Genomic DNA, 17,543 nt, shown 5'->3' with positions numbered 1-17,543 from the left:
AGGCCAAGCCTTGTTTTGTCATTTGGCCTGACGCCCGAAGGGCCCGATACAAAAAGGGCTGCGGATGATCATCCGCGCTACGGGCTGAAGGCAGGCATGCAGTGAGCGCTGTTGACGAAACAACGGGCAGGCGCATTCGCGCCCTGAAAGATTTTTTCTGGATCCCGGACTTTTTGCATGGGCTGTTTCCACCGGGCGCATTCGCGTTCTGCCTGCGTACATGGCTCTCCGTATCACTCGCGCTCGCCGCGGCGCTCTGGTTCCAGATATCTTCACCAGCCACGGCGGCGGTCACGGTGATGATTCTCGCCCAACCGTTACGAGGGCAGACCCTCTCCAAAGCGCTTTACCGACTGCTCGGCACGTTGATCGGAGCCTTTGTCGCCCTGTTCCTGACCGCGTGCTTCAGTCAGGATCGCGCCGTGTTACTGGGCTGCACAGGACTTTGGCTGGGCCTGTGTTGCATCGTCGGAACTCTGGAGCGAGATTTCCGGGCCTACGCCGCGATGCTGGCGGGATATACTGTCGCCCTGATCGCCATCGGCTGCATAGATTCACCGCAAGACGCATTCGCAGTGACGGTCAACCGCGTATCCGCGATCCTGATCGGCATCGCGGCGACCGCAGCCGTCAATGACGTGATCGGTGCGCCTACTGCATGGAACAATCTGGTGTCGGGGTTGGAGGCTACAGCGCGTGAAGCGCAGATGATCGCACGGAATGCGGTCCTCGGACGCTCCATACCCGACGCCGTCACGTGCGCCGAGTTGGCAGGCCGCATCATGGCGCTTACCACACAGGTTTCCTACGCCCGCACGGAGATCGGAGACGGCCGCACACGGCTGGCAGGCGCCCGGTCGGCCATGGTGTCGTTGATGGAAATGCTGAGCCGCAGCCGCGCCATTGGCTACGCTCTTGAAGAGGGGCGCGTTTCCCCATCAATGATCAAGGATGTTCGGGCTGTATTCGAAAGCGCATCCTGCCCGGACTCCCCGCCTGCTGCGATGAAAGCGCTGGAAGGGTTACTGGAGCGTCCGCGAAGATCGTCGGAGGGAGTAGCGGAGGAACTGACAATAGAAGACGCATGGTTTGCGGAATGCTCCATGGCGCTTCTGTCCTTCTGGCGATGGGCCGAAGACGGACTCTGCACGGTCCGCGACGGCTCTGCGACGCAGAATCCAGCCCCTGACTTTCCGATCGCCGGACATCATGACGTCATCATGGCCCTGCTAAACGGCCTGCGTCTGCTCATCGGCTTCAGTCTTTCCGCCTGGTTGTGCATTCTCTCCGGCATACCAGGCAGCGTCGCAGTTCTGTCCCAGGCGTCGATCATCATTATGCTCGCAGCCACCACTTACAACGTCCGCGCCTTCGGAATGGGAGCGCTGATCGGCACGCCCATGGCTGTCGCAGTCGCGGCGTTTCTGAATTTCTTCGTGCTCACGCGCGGGTCTGAAATGACGTTTCTTGCACTCGCGGCGGTGCCCGCCGTCTTTGGCGGCTGCCTGTTGCTGCTTCGGCCGAAGACATCGGCGATCGGCCTGAACGCCGGCGTTTTCTTCTTCGTCATGCTTGGCGTAAGCAACAGGCAGGAATTCAATCCAGAAAATTTCATAAACAGGAACGTGTTTTATATCCTTGCTGCGTTACTGATTTTCGTCGCCTTGACGCTTCTGCTGCCTCCGTCTGCGCGCTCACGGAGGTTTCGCGTTGCGATGGCCATCGGCTTCACGCTGCGTTCGCAATGCCTCGGAAATGACAGGCAGGCGGGCTCCGTGCTGATCAGCCGGAATTACGATCGGTTGGCGCGTATCCTGCTCTGGAACGGCTATCTCCCGAAATCCCTTTCGCAGGTGCGCGTTCTTTCCAGAATGGCGGAACTCGAGGATCTTGCCGCAGCTCTGGCGCGCGCACGACGCCATCTTGGGCGGGCCGCGACGATCGCCACAATACGCGTCGAATGCGACGCAGCGATGCGTGCCACTGAAATACGCGACTGTGACGAAGGAATTTCTTTCATGCGGGCATCCGCTGAACAGCTTCTCGCTCGATCGAGAGAACTATCCGCTGGAAAAATGATCACAGTCGTCGGGGCGGTGTCCGGCATGACGGGATCGATCATGCTTTTGCAACGAAATCGATCCGCCATAAATCTTTATAAAATACTGCCGAAACCCCGGAACGCCGCGTGATGGAAATTCCATCGGTTCTGGATGTGGACGGTCTCCTTGTATCGTCATTTCTCCTTCACGTCGGACTCGCCGTGATGACGATGCTCGCCCTTCGCCCACTGATCGCGAAAACTCGACTGGAGCGATTCGTATGGAATATCCCTCTGGCGGAGTTCGGTCTGTTGATCATTCTGACCGGGGTTTATTCCCTTGCCCTGTGACCCCTTGGCTACAATAGCGCGCCGATCCAGAGCAACTGTCACGGTGAAAAATACAATGCCTATGACCCGTCAATCTTCATACAGACCCATCGTCAGTATTTTTTGTATATCATAAGGAATTTACTGACATGTTTGACAGGGCGCGGCTTGCGATCAAAGTTACCACCACAATGATAATTCTGGGCATTGCGATGGTAACGGCGTTCGTTCTCTGGGACTATTACACTGCAGCGCCATGGACACGGAATGGTCAGGTGCGCGCGCAGGTCGCCAATATCGCCCCCCGCGTCTCCGGACAGATCGTTGCTGTGTATGTCAAAGACAATCAGGTCGTTCATGCCGGAGACGTACTCTACGACATTGACCCATTCGACTTCCAGGTAGCGGTCGCCACCGCTACTGCGGTGTCGGAACAGCGGCAAGCCGACATGGTTCTGAAAACCGCCCAACATGAACGCCGCACGCACCTTACGGAGGCCGCCGCATCCCGCGAAGAAAAGCAGGTGTACGAAGCGACCGCACAAGTGGCCAGAGCTCAATACGCCGAAGCCCTGGCAAGTCTGTCTCAAGCGAAGATCAATCTCGACCGCACGCATGTCCGCAGCACCGTCACCGGCACCGTGAATAACCTGATCATGCGTGTCGGTGATTTCGCAACAGCCGGCGTCCCCAATGTCACTGTCGTTGATTCATCGTCTTACTGGGTTGATGGCTACTTCGAGGAAACCAAGATCAGTTCGGTCAACATCAACGATAAAGTGCGCATTGATCTCATGGGATACCGTTCGCCTCTCCGGGGACATGTCGTGAGCATCACCCGTGGTATCGCGACCTCGAACGCTGGAGCAGGCGCACAGGGGCTGCCGAGCGTCGACCCGGTTTACACCTGGGTCCGTCTGGCCCAACGCATCCCTGTGCGAATTCGGATAGACAGCATACCTGCCAACGTCACACTTGCCGCCGGGATGACTGCCACCGTAACAATCGTCGATAGCAAGGGACGGCGAGCCCACGACACAATTCAGGACGTATTTGATCGCCTCCACGACGATGTATTCGGTATTGGCTCCGGCTCCCGGCGTTGATGCCGGGAAGGACAGGCAATCAGAGCTCGTTGCTACTCTTGATGGACAATTGGAATCACGACCTGAACGCGACACAAATAAGGTCTGACCCAGACGCTCACCACATAACACTCCCAATCAACGTGTTACGCGCACAAAAAGGCCCCGTGATGGGTAACGCAGAACCCGCGCATTCGCCAATTTGAAAAGAAATTTTGCCAACAGAACCTTGTATCGTTACCGTCGTTATCTTCGTTGCCTTCAGAGCGGAGACGGTCAGATCGTTATCGCCATGCCTCGACCACGCTCTCTCTCGATGGCGTCGTGCCTGCTCCTTGCCGGATGCTCGACTGACGCCGCCCCCTCCTTTTCGTTGGTCGGCGCCTATTTCCCGGACTGGATGCTTTGCGCCATTTGCGGTGTCCTCGCAGCCGTGGGTCTGCGGGTTATCTTCGTGTTTACGACGATCGACGCATTTCTGAGATTCCGGCTGTTTACCTATAGCGCGCTCGGGGTCATCGTCGCCTTGTCCATCTGGCTGATCTGGTTCGGTCCCTGATTATGAAACGCGTACACCTCTCCAGCGGCAAACCGATCGGCATTGGCGTCGCCGTGCTCAGCATCGCAATCGCTACTTTCCTCGGCATGCATGTTGCGCACGAGGATCGCATGCATCCCTCCTCCGACAGCGGCGTGATTGACGCTGAACTCGTTCACATCGCCACTACGGTTGGAGGCCGGTTGATAGAGCTGCCGGTGCATGTAAACCAACACGTTCATAAGGGCGATCTGCTGTACCGCCTCGACCCTGAACCCTACGAACTGACGGTTCGACAGGCGGAAGCCAACCTGGCGTTGGCTCAAGCTGAAGTAGAGAACCAAAAACGTCTGGTGGCTGTAAAAACAGCCAACTCGGCCGTAGCCCAGGATCAGACCCTGCGCGCGCAAACCAATCGTGACCTCGCCGCGCGTACGGTGGAGCGTCTTTCCCCACTGGCGAACCATGCCTACATCCCCTGGCAGCAATACGATCAGGCTCGCGTGGCGTTGCATGATGCAGAAGTGTCGCTGGAGCAGGCGCATCAGCAGTCGTCAGCCGCACAAATCGCCATCGGAGACCTGAAGAGCTCCCTCGCCGCAGAGGCTGCCAGTCAGGCCGCCCTTGATCACGCGCGCTATGAGCTGCGACAAACTGTCGTCGTCGCGCCCGCGGATGGCTACGTCACGAGCCTGCACGTTCTGCCCGGAGAGATTCTTGCCCCATCGCAGGTTCTTTTTACCCTGATCGCAGACGACGCGTGGTTTGCGATCGCGAATATCCGCGAAGTCAATCTGAGCGTCATACGTCCCGGCGACTGCGCGACGGTTTATTCAATGATCGACCGAAACGCGTCGATCCGTGGTCACGTCGAAAGCATCGGCTGGGGCGTTCTATCGGCCGACACCGCGGGCATCGCGCGCGCGCTTCCGATCGTTCCCCGGGAAATGGACTGGGTGCATGTCGCACAACGTTTTCCAGTCAGAGTGAAACTCGATCACGCAGACCCGGCCCTTCTGCGTCTGGGGGCGACCGCAACCGTCGAGATTCGACATGGCGCCGCCTGTCGATAGGGCGCCCGACATGGGGCCCTATGCCGACGTCACACCGCGCGGTCAGTTCGTCCTGCCGACAGGACCGTCCACGCGACGTCTGTGGCGCCTTATATGCAATCCTGCGCCGGGTCGCATGGGCTATGCCCTGCGCATGGCGGCCGGCTGCACGACGACCGTTCTGATCGGTGAAATCTGGCAAATCCCGGAACTCGCTGTCCCGGCCCTCGTCACCATGGCTCTCTGGCAGGAGGACCGCACGACCAACGCCATCGCCGGGGCCGGCGTCAATCTGTTGATTCTGATACTTTTGGCTCTGGTTTACGGAATTATCCGCGTTACGCTGGATCATCCGCTGGGCATCGTCATTGCCGTCGCACTGCTTTCGTGTGGATTTTTCTTTCTGGGCTCGGCAAGCAAACTCAAACCGGTCGCATACATGCTTGGCCTGATCGTCGTCTATGCGATGATCGCAGTCGATCAGGTTCCTGTCGGCGAGCTGGCGACACGCGCCCTGCTTTACGCCGACCTGTTCACGCTCGCACCCGGTGTTGTAATGGTCGTGCTTGGACTGCTGATCTGTCCGTCTCCAAAAGCGCTCCTGACCCGACGTATCGCTGCGCGCCTGCGCATGAGCGCTGCGCTGCTTGCAGCCCCTGATCCCCTGCTGCTGGAACGCGCCGACGACATGATGCGCGAAGGCATGTCTGGCATGGCGAAGAATCTGAAAATGGCGCGGCTCGAGAAAATCTGGCGCGCAAACGATCTGGCGGCGCTGGAGCAGGCCGCGCGCAGCAGCGTCGCTCTGCTGATTCTCGCCCGCGCCCACGCAAGCCGTAGCGACGACGTTGTTTCTCTGGAGGATCTGACGCCATTCATGCAGGAAATGGCGATCATTTTTGAGGAAGGCGATTATCCTACCGACATTCTTTCTCCAACACGGATCGGCCAGACGAGCCATGACGCCATGGTCGACATTCTTTCCTCTTTCACAAATCCCGCTCAGTCTCACTCTCCGGCTCCCCAACCCGAAGGGAGCGGCTTCTTCTTTGCGGACGCATTCACCAACCCCGAGCATGTGCGCTTCGCCGTCAAAGGAACGGCCGCCGTCATGTTTAGTTATTTCGTGTTCAAGATTTTAAACTGGCAGGGCATTCATACCAGCATCATCACCTGCTTCATCGTCGCCCAACCGACAATGGGCGAAATGATTTCAAAGCTCTCGTTACGCATTTCAGGCGCGCTTGTCGGAGCCACACTGGGCATTCTGTCTATCGTGTTCGTCATGCCCCATCTTCACAACGTCGCCGCTTTTCTACTCCTCATCTTCATCGGGTCGCTGATCGGCGCATGGGTAAAAACAGGAGACGAGCGCATTGCGTACGCCGGTTTTCAGATCGGCCTTGCATTCTTCCTGTCTGACCTCAAAGACTATGGCCCAACAACCGACATGACCACCGCACGCGATCGTATCGTCGGCATCATGCTTGGCAATCTGATCACCTACGCAATGTTCACAAGTTTCTGGCCCAGCAGCGCCTATCAGAAAATCCCGAAACGTCTGGACGCCATGTTCGCAGCGTTGCGGCGCCAGATTTCAGCGCGAACGGAACCGGACCGGATGCTCTGCGCGGCAGACGCACAGACGGCCCTGTCCGCCGCCGAACGCGTATTTGAGAACGCTACCGTCGAGCCCGCGCATATGCGCGCCCAGATGGACAGGCTTGCGCAATATCATGACATCATGAGCAAGGCCGCCGAACTGACGGCGGACACGCTGCTGTCCCCCGCGTCGCCCGCCCTCGCCACGCGCCTCGCTGCGCTGGAAGCTCGCACTCCATGAACGCCCTGTATCTTCGGTCCATAGCCAGCGTCACGCTCTGCTGCCTTGGCGCATGCGCCACGGACGCTCTCCAGACTGCCCCGGCGCATCCCGACGCCCCGTGGAAGCCCAACGTCTCCCAAAGTGGAGAAATCCTGCCGGGACGAGAACACGCACAGGGCCTGACTCTGCCGCCCGGCTTCGCGCTTCCCGCCAACACGGCCATTCATACGCGGGACGCCTCTCCGGACATCACCGCAAGTCGCGCCTACTCCTTGGTCGATCTCATTGATATCGCGCAATCGGCCAATCCATTCACCCGCCGGGCATGGAACACCGCGCGTGACAGTGCTCTGGCAGTCGGAATTGCGCGCAGCAGCTATCTGCCTCGCCTCAGCGCCACGGTGGTGGGGGGCTACAACCACACGCGCAACAATGGGGCCAACCCCTCCATCAGCAATGGCGGCGTTATCGGCGACGCATTTAACACTGGTGCGAGCGACCTGCGTAACCTGACCAATGGCGTACGCAACAACACCTCCGGCAGCGGCGAAGTCCAGACACTGAGCATTGAGTGGCTGCTGTTCGATTTCGGCAAGCGCGAGGCGACCATCGACGCGGCGCAGCAGGCACAGGTCGCCAGCAACATACTGTTCACCGCGGCCCACCAGAAGGTTATCTACAGCGTCTCCTTGGCCTTCTACACACATGCGGCGGCCGCGGCCCGCGTCACCTTGATCCGCGAAGCGCTGGACAATGCGCGGCAGGTCCAGAAGGCGGCCGAAGCCCGGCTGAAACAGGGCCAGGGCACGATCGTCGACGTCACCCAAACGCAGCAGGCGACCGCGCAGGCGGAACTTCGCCTTGTACAAGCCGAAGGCGAAGCGGAGAATCGTTATCTCGACCTCATGACCGCCATGGGCGTGTCGCCCGAAACCCGCCTGCAGGCACAGGATATTTCCAACCGCCCTCTGGCCCTTTCCGACATGCGTATGACCGACGCCATGGTGCGACAGGCCGTGTCCCGCCGACCAGACGTTCTGGCCGCCTACGCGACCGCCCGATCGGCGCAAAGTCGCGTCATCGCCGCGAAAGCAGAGTTTCTGCCAAAAATTTTCCTTACCGGAAACGTCGCTTACAGTACGGGCGGCCTTTCGTTATCCTCGGTTCCGGGCGTTGGATCCGACTCCTCCCCGACGCTCAACCTGTCCACCAATAATTTCAGCAGCCTGATCCTCGGCGGCATTACCGTGCCGATTTTCGATGGCGGCACACGCGCCGCGCTCGTCCGACAAGCGCAGAACCAATCAGACACCGCCAGCGTCACCCTGCGCCAGACCATCGACGACTCCGTTCGACAAATCGTGGCCGCACAGAACAGCCTGCGGACCAGCCTCAGCGCCTATGCCGCTTCGGACCGGCTGCAAACCGCCGCGCGCACGACATTCGACGCCGCCTTCACCGCATATCGCAGCGGCGTCGGCTCCGTCACTCAGGCGTCTCTGGCTCAGAATGGCCTGTTCGACGCCCGTCTGACACGATCGGACGCCTATTACGCGGCGCTGATCTCCGCTGCCAGTCTCGCGTTTTCAGCAGGCGCACTCGGAACCGCGGAGGATGTCCCCATGGCGTCGTCCATGGGAGCGCCGTAGTGATGCGGAGACGGCCGTGTCGGCTACCGACGTCGGCGACGACACGTGAACCGAGCCAGCGAGCCATATGGTGCGCATTCGAACCAAGCTGCTTATAAGCTGAGAACGCTTCCAGACTGGCTCCACCTCACCGCACGCGCCTTAGCCGTTATTCCATGAACGGTCCCTGGAAAGAAAGCGGTCAATTCTAAGAAATTCCTTCTTCCTTACTGAATCCGCGGCATCTTTCAGACTACATGCGCGTTGACGCCGCATGAAACACGCTCTGCCCACACTCTTTCTCCTGTGCGCCAGCCCGATCCTCGTTCCGATCGCCCACGCAGCCACCCAGCACGTTACGCTGACGCGTTCGAACACACAGGCGACGCTGCACGCGAAAAGCGCTGTCACCGATATCGATGGATCATTCGAGAAACTTAACGGGAGCGTGACTTACGACCTGACTGACCAGACCTGCCACGTTGATCTTACGATGGACGTCAACTCCATCAAAGTCGGCAGCGCCGTTCTGCGCACCGTGATGCTGTCAGGGCTAATGCTTGACGGCGACGATCATCCCGCCATGCATTATGTTGGCGACTGTCACCCAAAAATCCACAATGGCAAAGTGCGCACGCAACTGGTCGGCTCGCTTACCATGAGAGGGCAAACCCACCCATTGACCTTCGATGTCAACATGGTTTTCCAGAAAAACACGTTGACGAAGATCTCGAGCGCCACAACTTTCGATCAGCGCCAATGGGGTTTGAGCACAATGCTGAATACGGTCGACCCCCATGTTCGCACCGAAACAGTCATCACGCTGAATTGACGTCCTGCCGCACACGGCGCCCCGCTGGCGGTTGATTTACTGAAAGCGATCGGACGTAAAAAAATCTGGCGGATGCGGTCATTCGCCCACGCAGTTAGTTTCGTCCACTCAGCCTTCTATCACCACACAATCCGTGAAAAATATCGGACGCGCGTAAGATTTCGCTTCTATTTAGACACGCAGAAGCTTCGGCCACCAGAATTTTGATGTGAGTCGAGAGCACTGCCACCGTAAAAATTTTGGTTTAGCGACGCAACAGTGCCACGCGACGACTTTTCTAATTTATAAACTCAATCTCAGCGCCGCGAGTCCCTACCGACGCCATGAAGGCGAAATCGGCTTTATGTTAAGTAATCGTTTTTTATTCTATGCTTTAAGTGCAAGCTGCTTGGATACGCTAGGGCGTTCTTTCATTCTCTCGTACCATTCCAGTAAAGCGGTGCATTCTCCAGGAACTGGCAGGTCGACAATCGACGCAAAGATCAGGCCGCCGACAAGGGTGATATCGGCCATCGAGAATTTGTCGCCAGCGACAAACGGGCGCTCTCGCAAGACGGAATCAAAATAACGCATACCCCTCAGAGCTTTGTCCCGTTGCCTCAAACCCCATTCGTTATTCTGGTAGAGTTCTACATCCGGCCCAAGGCCCGGCGTCGCATGGTGGAAATAGACGCTGACCGCATCCATCACCTCCAGTTCGGCGCGCTTGCTCATCATGTGGATGTCTCCCTTCTCGCGGGAAGTATTCCCGGTCAAAATCGGATTGCCATCTAGATTATCAAGATATTCTGTGATGGCCGTACATTCGGCGATAAACGCGCCGTCGTCGAGTTCCAGCACCGGTAAGGTGCCGGAGTAGTTCTTCTTCAGGAAGCCCGCCATCTTGTGCTCTCCCTTCCAAAGATCAACCGTTTCGAACGCGACTTCGGACTCCATGCCCTTCTCACTCAGGGCGATCCGCACACGAGCAGGATAAGGCCCTGTGGGCCAGTCATAAATCTTCATCTCTATCTTCCCTTGCAGACCCGCCGGGACACGCAACGTGAGAGCCCGGGCGAGCGCAACCGCCAGTGAATTCACGCCGATGACCCGGACGAAATTGCGTCCCGGGACTCGCGCGTGATTAGAAAAATTTTTGTTAACGCTCCTGACTCAAAAGCGATTTTCTCCATGACAAGGCTGTTGAGGCAGCTTCCCGGGCCGTTCTGGTGCCCCCCGCCGACACGAACTGAGGCACGCGCGTCCAGCGTCAAAGTTATCTACCTTCCAGATGGTAGGCAACCGTGACGCTTTGCAATTGCATCGTCAAGCCTTATCTGCCAGATGGTAGGCGAAAGGCGGCAACCCGGTGAACCTCAAGGCCCATCCCAATGCTCGAGAAGCCATTCTCGCCGTCGCAAAGCGAACAGCTCAGACCCACGGATATGGCGGGCTAAATTTTCGCGATATAGCGAACGAGGTCGGCATAAAAGCCGCCAGTATATACTATCATTTTCCCAGCAAGGCCGACCTGGGCGCGGCCGTGGCGCGACGTTACTGGGAGGATACGCTTGCAGATTTAAAAAAACTGCAAGAAGCCAATCCTTCGCCCCAACAATGCCTGCTTCGCTACCCCGAGATATTCAGGCGTTCACTTCAAAATGGAAACAGACTCTGTCTGTGCAGCTTTATGAGCGCGGAGTACGACGATCTGCCCGACGTGGTGAAGCAAGAGGTTCAGACGTTCGTCGACGTCAATATCACGTGGCTCAGCGCGGTGGTGCAGACCTCAGCGAACCTCTCCCCGGAAGACCGCACTCTGCGGGCGCAGGCGGTTTTTTCCGCTGTGTCCGGCGCGCAGCTTCTTGCAAAGAGTCGATCTGAAATCTCTGTCTTTGATGAAATCATAGAAAATTATCACAAATTAGGGTTACTTTCCTAACCCCCTTGCACAACCTTAGATCGCGCTAAACGTCGCCTCTTAAAAACAGTCGTAAGAGACCTTCTCGCCGCCCTTTTCCGCCGACGACCATAGCCGCCTTGCGCTACGATCGAGTCTGCCGCCATTACGCGATATCGGCTGGAAAAGAAAATTAGCGATGCTGCACGCTGTCGATCCCGGTCCTTGATCGTGAAGTGACCGCATGGCTCGCGTGGCGTTTGCGCGGCACAACGGGCGCAGATTACGCAACGTCAATAGCGAACACCGACATGAAGAAGAACCTTCGCCGATAAGCCTGTTTCACAGCGCATAAAAAAAGCCGCTCGAAAATGTCGAGCGGCGGAGAGTCACTCAAAACCTCAACAATATGAAGTTTTCACAAACCCACTTCGTTTTAGCGTCAGACGCCGAATCATTCCCATTCGATCGTGCCCGGCGGCTTTGACGTAATGTCGTAGGTAACCCGGTTGACCCCACGTACCTCATTGACGATGCGGCTCGCCACACGATTCAGGAATCCCATGTCGAACGGATAAACCTCCGCCGTCATTCCGTCCGTGCTGGTCACGGCGCGCAGCGCGCAGGCCTGATCATATGTGCGTCCGTCGCCCATCACGCCGACCGTCTTCACAGGCAGGAGCACCGCGAACGCCTGCCAGATCGCGTCGTAAAGACCGGCGTTACGGATTTCTTCCAGATAAATCGCGTCGACGCGGCGCAGAAGATCGAGCTTCTCGCGCGTGATGGCGTCCGTCGGTATGCGGATCGCAAGCCCCGGCCCGGGGAAGGGATGGCGGCCCACGATGACCTCTGGAATGCCCAGTTCGCGCCCGAGGGCGCGGACCTCGTCCTTGAACAGCTCACGCAGAGGCTCCACCAGCCCCATGTTCATACGCTCCGGCAGACCGCCGACGTTGTGATGAGATTTGATGGTGACCGAAGGGCCGCCGGTGAAGCTGACGCTCTCGATCACATCCGGATACAGCGTGCCCTGCGCGAGGAAATCGGCGCCGCCGATCTTCGCCGCTTCCTCCTCGAACACCTCGACGAACAACCGCCCGATCGTCTTGCGCTTGATCTCCGGGTCGGTCACGCCTTCAAGCTCCGACAGGAACAGTTCGGACGCGTCGCGATGCACCAGCTTGATGTTGAAGCGACCGCGGAACGTGTTGACCACCTCCTCCGCCTCACCCAGACGCAGCATCCCGTGATCGACGAAAATGCAGGTCAACTGGTCGCCGATAGCCTCGTGAATCAGCACTGCTGCGACAGATGAGTCGACGCCGCCCGAAAGGCCGCAAATCACCCGTTTGTCGCCAACCTGCTTGCGGATCTTCTCGACCTCGACGTCACGGAAACCCGCCATCGTCCACGACCCGGTGCAGCCGGCGACATGGTGCGTGAAGTTGCGCAGCAGCGCGGCGCCATGCGGCGTGTGCACCACCTCCGGGTGGAACTGCACGCCATAAAGCCTGCGTCCCTCGTCGGCGATCACGGCGAACGGCGCGCCTTCGGACGTCGCGACGGCGCGGAACCCCGGAGGGATCTGCGTCACGCGATCACCATGGCTCATCCATACCTGTTCACGCCCGCCGCGCGCCCACACGCCACGGAACAGCGCGCAATCCTCGGTGATTTCGACGAACGCCCGACCGAACTCCCGATGGTCCGATCCCTCCACCTTGCCGCCCAGCTGGTTGCACATCGCCTGCTGACCGTAGCAGATGCCCAGAACCGGGACATTGAGAGTGAAGACGACGTCCGGAACGACGGGAGCTCCTGCGTCATGAACGCTGGCGGGACCGCCAGACAGGATGACGCCGCGCGGCGCGAAAGAACGGATGCGCTCGGCGTCGGCCGTGAACGGCCAGATCTCGCAATAGACGCCGCTCTCACGCACGCGACGGGCGATCAACTGCGTCACCTGCGACCCGAAATCCAGAATCAGTATCCGGTCCGAATGCAGCGAGGCGTCGAGCGGCAGTGGCGTGTCCTGAGCGGGTCCGGTCATCGGCGGGTCCTTGCTGTCGCCGCCTCCGTCGTGGTGATACGATGGCATGGCGGCGGAGGTGTTGCGGCGGGTTATCGGCGCGGTATAGGACGATGGCGGCCCAGCGTCACCAGTTTCCATCCTTTTCGCACCTCTTTCACCGCATGGGAGGTGCGCCGGGCGAAGCGGACGCCCAGCAGAAGGCTCCGCCGCCGCTAACGAACCGGAGGCCGAGATCATGTTACGGCGCATTTTTCCGAGACCTTGCGCAGTCGGAGCCAGCAGGCTCGGCGGCGCTGGCGCTCTTGTCGCCCTGCTCCCGCTTCTCGCGACGCCAGCTCTCGCGGCGCAGTCAGCCCAGGACGATCCCTACGGAAACTGGACTGGACGCCTGGTTACAGACCGGGGCGCTTGCCCCGATCAGACGGACTCCGTCCTGCAGATCCAGTCAGACCGTCTGGTCTTCTCCCCCGGCACCGGGGCCCTGACCCTGCGCGGCCATCCGGACGCGGACCACAAGCGCTTCCACGCGCAGCTCAAGCTTACCGACGCCAGCCGCCGTCCCTTGCCCATGGTGTTCGAAGGTCACCCGGACGGCGACACTATCGCCGGCGTATTCGGGACGCCAACGTGCAGAGCCCATATCGTCATGACGAGAACCGCAAGCCATCCCTGGTCCAATCTGATCGGGCGATAGAACCTACAGACAGAGCGACATATCACGGGGACGCGCTCATTCTTTTCGAAGCGCCCCGGGAGCCATCTGCGTCTTCTTTATGCTGAAGAAAAAGAAGCAAAAAACTTTGTAAAATCAGGCGTTGTTCGTTGAAGGGGGGGCACTTCAACACCTGCGCCATCCCACCTGGTCGGTGACATTCCCTGCTTGTCACCAATCCCGCGATCAGCAGGAACCCGCGTCCCCCTCACGCCTGAACCGCAAAGACTGCGCCGGAATACCTGAGACAAGAAAACAGACGACGCTCAAGACCGCTATCCAGAACGACGCCGGAGCGTTGCTCCACCATGACAACGCCAGACCGCCCCACGCCTCAGCCAGCGCCAAAACCGCTGCGGCCGGCAGCGCGAGCGCAGGCGACAGCCCGACCCGCAGGATCGTCGCCCCCGGGCCGACCATAAGCGTGAAGACCAGTAAAACGCCCGTCACCTGCGCACAGCCGGCCGTTGCGACGCCGACCAGCATCAGGAACAGAACCGAAAGAAGGGTCATCCTGACGCCCCGCGCCTCCGCCAGTTCAGGCTGAAGGCTTGCGAACAGCAAAGGACGCGAGAGAAAAGCCAGCATCGCCAGCGAAAACGCCGTGATCACCGCCAGCGATGCGAGCGTTCCGTGCGTGACGCCGAGAACGTTACCGAACAGCAGAGCCGTCGCCGTCATGGCGGAGTGGGTGAGCAGATGCAGGAACAGCGCGCCACACCCCATGGCGAGCGAGAGGATCATGCCGATCGCAACGTCCCGCCCCGTAGCCCTACCCCCCAGCGCGCCCATGCCCGCGCCCGACGCCACCGCCACCACCAGCAACCCCGCGAGCGGCGGCCAACCAAGCAACGCCGCGCCAACTGCGCCCGCGAAGCCAATATGCGACAACGCATGTCCCGCAAAACTCTGCCCGCGCAATGCAAGGAACCAGCCTACAGGCCCCGCCAGTACGGCCACGCACCCGGACGCGGCGAAAGCCATGCGCATGAAATCATATTCGAGCATCGACGGAACCAGCAGCGACAGGGATATGGACAGGCGGCGGGGAGACTACGCGCGCAGGCGTTCGGCGCAAGCCTCTCTCATGCGGCGTCGGCGCTGACGAAAATTCCCCCCCGGGGGGACCGATACACTTCAACCGGAGCGCCATACAGGTCAGATAGCGCGGAACTGGTGATCACTTCGTCCACCGAGCCCAGCCTGGCCCGACCCCGCGCAATATAAAGCACGGAATCCATGACGCCGAGCAATGGATCGATATCGTGCGCGGAACAGATCACCGTGGCTCCTGCGCGACGCGCAACATCACGGATTTGCAGCGCGGCCTCGCGCATGCGCACCGGATCGAAACTCGCCAGCGGTTCGTCGAGCAGCAGCAGTCTCGGCGCGCTCAGAAGCGCCTGCGCAAGGCGGAGTCTCTGCAACTCACCACCTGAAAGAGCGTCGATCCGGCGTTCGGCCAAATCCTGCGCATCCGCCGCATGAAGAGCCTCGTCGATCCGCCTGGCGCCTTCGGCGCGCACTAATGGCAACCCCCATCTCTCGCCGTGCAAGGAGGACGCCAGCATATCGCGCCCGGTCAGACGAACGCGGATCGGTGTGCGGCTCTGGGGCATGTATCCGACGTTACTGTCGCCGCAGACCGGCGACGCGCCGAAAACATGCAACTCCCCGCTTCGCACCGGCGTCAGCCCGAGCAAAGCGCGCAGGAAGGTCGTCTTTCCCGCGCCGTTCGGACCGAGAAGACCGACAAAGCTGCCCGCCGGAATGGAAAAACTGGCGGATTGCAGAACGACGCGCTCCCCATGACCGATGGAGAGAGCCCGACAGGAAACCGCAGCAGTTGGCTGGGCGACGCCATCAGGCGACGCACCACCAGTCACAACAGGGCGCGCCATCGTCATTGTCCCGGTCACGCCATCGACGTTCGCACTCATGCAGGCCTCCGATTGACGTTGGAGCTCAGGGCCTGCTCGATTTGATCAAGTATGCCGCTCATCCAATCCTGCCAGCGCAGTTTCGGCGGCAGCGTCTCCGTCACCGATATTGTCGGAATCCGCGCGGCACTGGCCAACGACAGCAAGCGCGTGGTGGCCGGAGTCACCGTTTGCGCATTGTAGACCAACATGCTCAGACGCCCATTTCGCAGATCGCTCTCGAACGCCGCCACGTCGGCCGGACCTGGCTCGACGTCGTTCATGACCGATCGCTGAAACTCTGCGTGCGCTTCATCAAGCCCAAGTGCGCCGAGCAGACGGTCAAGAAATGGCTCTGTCGCAGCGACGCGCGCACCGGAGAATCTTGCACGCAGCGCGCGAATGCGCGCGGCGATAGCATCGATATCGCGCAACAGCGCTTCCTTACGGGCAGCGATGGCTGGCGCGGCGTATCCCGCATACCCCGAGAAGGCCGAGGCGATCGCCGCCGCCGCCTGTCGCACAATGACGGGGTCGTACCAGAAATGCGTATTGTCAGGTTCGCGCCAGCCAATGACGTCGGAGATACGAATATAGCGCGCGCCCGAGCTCTTTCCCGCATCGACGAGGCGATCCATCCAGGCGTCGTATCCGCCACCGTTGGCGATCAGCACGTCCGCGGCCGCGACGGCCCGCGCTGTTGCGGGAGTCGGTTCGAACAGATGCGGGTCAAGTTCAGGCGCTGTCATGACGCAGTCGACCGCCACGGCGTCGCCGCCGATCTGCATCGCTATGTCGCGCCAGACGGCCTCCGCCGCGAGCGCACGCACAGGCGTCATCGCAGAAACTTCTTCAACGCAACCAGCATACGCAACGACGCCAGCCCCGGCGCATACAGCGAACACGCGGCGCCGGGTCAGCCGTCGCACTGCGCCGGGCGCAAGTAAGTCCCGCTGATCGGAAGGAGGAGAAAGGCGCATGGTCGGGCGGGTGTAAGCGTGATGTTATAATATATCAATATGAAATTACGACGACCACGTGCGGGTATGGGCAGCGCCCGCTACATGGCCTACGATACGTGAGCAATGCCGACCGCCACCCGCCCTACGTCCGAAGCCTCCGTCGTTCCCGAAGGAGATCGGCTCTCTCCCCGCACCGAGGCCCTGCTGGACCGCGCGGACTCTCTGTGCGTGAAGCGCGGCGTGCGGATGACAGCGCTCCGGCGACAGGTAATGGGGCTGATGCTGGAATCGTCGCACCCGCTGCGCGCTTACGATCTGCTCGAGCAGTTGCAGGCCCGTCACGCAGGCGCCGCGCCGCCCACGGTCTATCGTGCGCTCGACTTCCTTTTGGAGCACGGGCTCGCGCACAAAATCGAACGCCTGTCCTCCTTCGTGCCGTGCGTGCATGTGCTTGATCATTCCCATGACCATGACGGGGACTGCGCCCACGCCACCCAATTTCTGATCTGCCGGGCCTGCGCGCGCGTCATGGAGCTGGAAGACGGCGGAATCGTACGAGCGATTTCACTCGCGTCGCGTAATGCGGGCTTTCATGTCCAGCATTCGACGATCGAGATTGAAGGGTTATGCGCCGAGTGTCTGGCTTCCGGGGCGAAAGAAACGGCTTCCCTTCCGCCGCAATGACGCGGCGCGGGACGCACCCGT

At 60.0% G+C, this 17,543-nt stretch carries 16 protein-coding genes; 11 read left to right on the top strand and 5 right to left on the bottom strand.

Features of this window, described 5'->3' with window-relative positions; genetic code table 11:
* Positions 1-101: 101 nt before the first annotated feature.
* The 8 genes from HK28_RS05675 to HK28_RS05640 all read left to right on the top strand — a co-directional run bounded on the left by HK28_RS05675 (position 102) and on the right by HK28_RS05640 (position 9,331).
* Positions 102-2,192, top strand: coding sequence for an FUSC family protein (locus tag HK28_RS05675; RefSeq protein ID WP_086643631.1), 2,091 nt, complete (start codon positions 102-104; stop codon positions 2,190-2,192).
* On the top strand, positions 2,192-2,392 hold the full coding sequence (locus HK28_RS05670) for a DUF1656 domain-containing protein (RefSeq protein ID WP_086643630.1): 201 nt from the start codon (positions 2,192-2,194) through the stop codon (positions 2,390-2,392). The genes HK28_RS05675 and HK28_RS05670 overlap by 1 nt, the downstream gene beginning before the upstream one ends.
* A 128-nt stretch (positions 2,393-2,520) precedes the next feature.
* Entirely contained in the window at positions 2,521-3,477 is a 957-nt protein-coding gene (locus HK28_RS05665) for a biotin/lipoyl-binding protein (RefSeq protein WP_086643629.1), read from the top strand.
* Positions 3,478-3,748: 271 nt separating this feature from the next.
* Complete coding sequence (locus HK28_RS05660) at positions 3,749-4,015, top strand: YtcA family lipoprotein (protein WP_086643666.1); 267 nt, start codon at positions 3,749-3,751, stop codon at positions 4,013-4,015.
* A 2-nt stretch (positions 4,016-4,017) separates the two neighbouring features.
* Entirely contained in the window at positions 4,018-5,067 is a 1,050-nt protein-coding gene (mdtN, locus tag HK28_RS05655) for a multidrug transporter subunit MdtN (RefSeq protein WP_086643628.1), read from the top strand.
* A complete protein-coding gene (locus HK28_RS05650; protein WP_369823605.1) occupies positions 5,048-6,889 on the top strand; it encodes an FUSC family protein in 1,842 nt (613 codons plus the stop codon). Before mdtN ends, HK28_RS05650 begins: the two co-directional genes overlap by 20 nt.
* On the top strand, positions 6,886-8,520 hold the full coding sequence (locus HK28_RS05645; protein ID WP_086643627.1) for a TolC family protein: 1,635 nt from the start codon (positions 6,886-6,888) through the stop codon (positions 8,518-8,520). Before HK28_RS05650 ends, HK28_RS05645 begins: the two co-directional genes overlap by 4 nt.
* Positions 8,521-8,773: 253 nt before the next feature.
* A complete protein-coding gene (locus HK28_RS05640; protein ID WP_086643626.1) occupies positions 8,774-9,331 on the top strand; it encodes a YceI family protein in 558 nt (185 codons plus the stop codon).
* Between the two features lie 366 nt (positions 9,332-9,697).
* Here HK28_RS05640 and HK28_RS05635 read toward each other — a convergent pair whose 3' ends face one another.
* Complete coding sequence (locus tag HK28_RS05635; RefSeq protein ID WP_086643625.1) at positions 9,698-10,336, bottom strand: glutathione S-transferase; 639 nt, start codon at positions 10,334-10,336, stop codon at positions 9,698-9,700.
* Positions 10,337-10,679: 343 nt separating this feature from the next.
* On the opposite strand from HK28_RS05635, the gene HK28_RS05630 reads away from it, so the two are divergent.
* Positions 10,680-11,252: a TetR/AcrR family transcriptional regulator gene (locus HK28_RS05630; RefSeq protein ID WP_086643624.1), complete on the top strand. Its 573-nt coding sequence runs from the start codon at positions 10,680-10,682 to the stop codon at positions 11,250-11,252.
* 412 nt (positions 11,253-11,664) lie between these two features.
* Here the strand turns inward: HK28_RS05630 and guaA are convergent, their stop codons facing one another.
* Positions 11,665-13,263, bottom strand: coding sequence for a glutamine-hydrolyzing GMP synthase (gene guaA, locus HK28_RS05625; RefSeq protein ID WP_086643664.1), 1,599 nt, complete (start codon positions 13,261-13,263; stop codon positions 11,665-11,667).
* Between the two features lie 217 nt (positions 13,264-13,480).
* On the opposite strand from guaA, the gene HK28_RS05620 reads away from it, so the two are divergent.
* Positions 13,481-13,939 carry a hypothetical protein gene (locus tag HK28_RS05620; RefSeq protein WP_143217329.1) on the top strand — a complete coding sequence of 153 codons (459 nt, stop codon included), beginning with the start codon at positions 13,481-13,483 and terminating at the stop codon, positions 13,937-13,939.
* 204 nt (positions 13,940-14,143) lie between these two features.
* On the opposite strand, the gene HK28_RS05615 is transcribed toward HK28_RS05620, so the two are convergent.
* The 3 genes from HK28_RS05615 to HK28_RS05605 form a co-directional block, all read right to left on the bottom strand.
* Entirely contained in the window at positions 14,144-14,965 is an 822-nt protein-coding gene (locus HK28_RS05615) for a metal ABC transporter permease (RefSeq protein WP_086643623.1), read from the bottom strand.
* 77 nt (positions 14,966-15,042) lie between these two features.
* The gene (locus tag HK28_RS05610; protein WP_233140375.1) at positions 15,043-15,897 is read right to left on the bottom strand and encodes a metal ABC transporter ATP-binding protein; all 855 of its coding nucleotides are present in this window, start codon (positions 15,895-15,897) and stop codon (positions 15,043-15,045) included.
* On the bottom strand, positions 15,894-16,715 hold the full coding sequence (locus HK28_RS05605; protein WP_158093404.1) for a metal ABC transporter solute-binding protein, Zn/Mn family: 822 nt from the start codon (positions 16,713-16,715) through the stop codon (positions 15,894-15,896). Before HK28_RS05605 ends, HK28_RS05610 begins: the two co-directional genes overlap by 4 nt.
* Before the next feature lie 246 nt (positions 16,716-16,961).
* Between HK28_RS05605 and HK28_RS05600 the strand changes: the two genes are divergently transcribed.
* Positions 16,962-17,522, top strand: coding sequence for a transcriptional repressor (locus HK28_RS05600; RefSeq protein ID WP_086643621.1), 561 nt, complete (start codon positions 16,962-16,964; stop codon positions 17,520-17,522).
* Positions 17,523-17,543 lie beyond the last annotated feature (21 nt).

This window comes from Acetobacter sp. DsW_063, from assembly GCF_002153745.1.
Lineage (GTDB): Bacteria > Pseudomonadota > Alphaproteobacteria > Acetobacterales > Acetobacteraceae > Acetobacter.
The sequence above is the reverse complement of the archived record's forward strand: the minus strand, read 5'-3'. Positions and strand labels throughout refer to the sequence as shown.